Source organism: Kitasatospora sp. NPDC058190, from assembly GCF_042883685.1.
GTDB lineage: Bacteria > Actinomycetota > Actinomycetes > Streptomycetales > Streptomycetaceae > Kitasatospora.
This window is the reverse complement of the sequence record NZ_JBHVVI010000284.1, coordinates 1-1,948: the sequence shown is the minus strand read 5'-3', so window position 1 is coordinate 1,948 and position 1,948 is coordinate 1. Positions and strand designations below refer to the sequence as shown.

Annotated in this window: 2 protein-coding genes; both read left to right on the top strand. The window is 73.3% G+C overall.

Annotated features, from left to right (window positions below; genetic code table 11):
• The first annotated feature begins 664 nt into the window (after positions 1-664).
• Positions 665-1,534: a N5-glutamine methyltransferase family protein gene (locus ACFVWU_RS44820; RefSeq protein ID WP_387632486.1), complete on the top strand. Its 870-nt coding sequence runs from the start codon at positions 665-667 to the stop codon at positions 1,532-1,534.
• 124 nt (positions 1,535-1,658) lie between these two features.
• Positions 1,659-1,862, top strand: coding sequence for a hypothetical protein (locus ACFVWU_RS44815; protein WP_387632483.1), 204 nt, complete (start codon positions 1,659-1,661; stop codon positions 1,860-1,862).
• Positions 1,863-1,948: the final 86 nt, after the last annotated feature.

Sequence of the window (1,948 nt, the reverse complement as noted above, 5' to 3'; positions counted from 1 at the left end):
CTTTTTGTTGGGGTTTGGGGAGCCTGTTTTTTGCGAGTTTTTCAACAACTCTTGGGGAGGGTGTCCTTCCCGCCCCCCCCCCCTGCCCGGGGGGGGGGCCCCCCCGCGGGGGGCTCCCGCGACGCCCTCTTTGCGCGCCGTACCTGCCGAGAAGACAGCTCGCGGCAACCGCCAGGCGCCGAACCTTCGTGTGTCGTCCGCCGGCCGGGGCGGCACCAGGGGAGGCTGTCAGCGGCCTGTGGCAGGCCACTCGCCTTCGGCCGCTCGACCCGGGCGAGGCCGCGGCCGCCGTGTGCCGATTCGGCGGCAACCCGCGCATGCCGAAGGACGAGGCGTGGCCGGAGTGGCCGGGCCACGGCCCGCTGACCGCTGATCAGGCGGCAGGAGCTGGCCGAGCGGCGTTTCGACCGTGCCCGATTCACCTCGCAGTGATGATCCCGTGTCGGACGAAGCCGATCACGAGCCTGACAGTGATCCCCTGCGGACAGCCCCGGCCGTCCGGCGGTGGCTCGATCCGACCCCCACAAATCGCCCAACACCGATCATGGCGGTGCCCCCCAGCGATCCAAACATCAGTTTTGGACACTCTCCTAGCCTCCCCGGGCGCACAGTTGGCGGCAGCGTGCGGCCGAGGGCGCCGCACCGCGGGCCGGGAGGCGGACACATGGGAACGACGATGCTCGGAGACCTGCTCGACGAGGCGGTGCTGATACTCGACGGCGCGGTCCGGACGGACGCGCGCCAGGAGGCGGAGGAACTGGCCGCGCGGGTGCTCGGCGTGGACGCGGCCGAGCTGGATCCGCGGAGGGAAGTCGACGGCAGATCGGTACGGCGGCTGCGGGAGCTGGTGGGCAGGAGAGTCGACGGCGTACCGCTCGGGCACCTGACCGGTCGGGCCGTGTTCGCCGGGCTCGAACTCCTCGTCGGGCCCGGCGTGTTCGTGCCGCGGGTGCACAGTGAGCTCGTGCTGGCCGCCGGCCTGGCGGCCGTCGCGGAGACGGAGGCACCGACGGTCGTCGACCTGTGCGCCGGCTCCGGCGCGATCGGACTCGCCCTCGCCCACGCACGGCCGGACGCCCGGGTACACGCGGTCGAGTTCGACCCCGTCGCCGCGGACTTCACCCGCCGCAACGCGGCCCGCCGCGCCGCCCTCGGGGACACCGGGGTGACCGTCCACGAGGGCGAGGCGGCCCGGGCGGGCGAACTGACCGGGCTGGCGGCCGAGGCGGACCTGGTCCTCGCGAACCCGCCGTTCATGCCGGACGCGGCCGACGTGCCCGACGAGTTCGGCCGCTACCAGCCCCGGCAGGCCGTCTTCGGCGGCGCCGACGGCCTGCGGGTCGTCCGCCAGGTGGTGGAGGCGGCGGCGGGGCTGCTGCGACCGGGCGGCACGCTGGTGGTCGAGCACGGCCACCTGCACGGCGCGACGGTGCCGGCGCTCCTGCGCGGGTCGGGCCGCCTCGCCGAGGTGTCCTGCCGCCCGGACCACGACGGCTGGCCGCTCTACTCGGTGGCGGTCCGGACGGCCGTCTGACGGGGTGGTCGGAGTCGGGGCGCATCTCGTAGCGGGTGTCCGGTCCGGTGACGGTCTCGGCGAAGGCGCGGTTGCCCGCAGGGTGGCCGGGGACGTAGGTGAGTAGGTCGGTGATCGGCGCGAGTTGATCGCCGGCGTCCCGGACGCGGTACTGGCGGTCGCCGATGGTGACGGTGACGGTGACGGACTCGGAATCCTGTTCCAGGGCGCGGGCGTTGAGGTTGAAGCCCCGGCAGAAGTCCGGCCGGTGCGGGTGGCGTTCGACGACGACCGTGTCAGAACCTGGAGGTCGGGCTTCGTGATCTGGTCGACGAAACCGTCGTTCTGACATCCGGCACCAAGCCCCCGCCTCGCCTGTGTGGCAGGCAGGACCGACAAAGCACCCGGGCCCCTTCCCGCGGTTGCGGGAAGGGG

What these genes read in the sequence shown, in the direction of transcription:
- ACFVWU_RS44820 (WP_387632486.1), top strand. Translation starts at nt 665, where the DNA reads ATGGGAACGACGATGCTCGGAGACCTGCTCGACGAGGCGGTGCTGATA.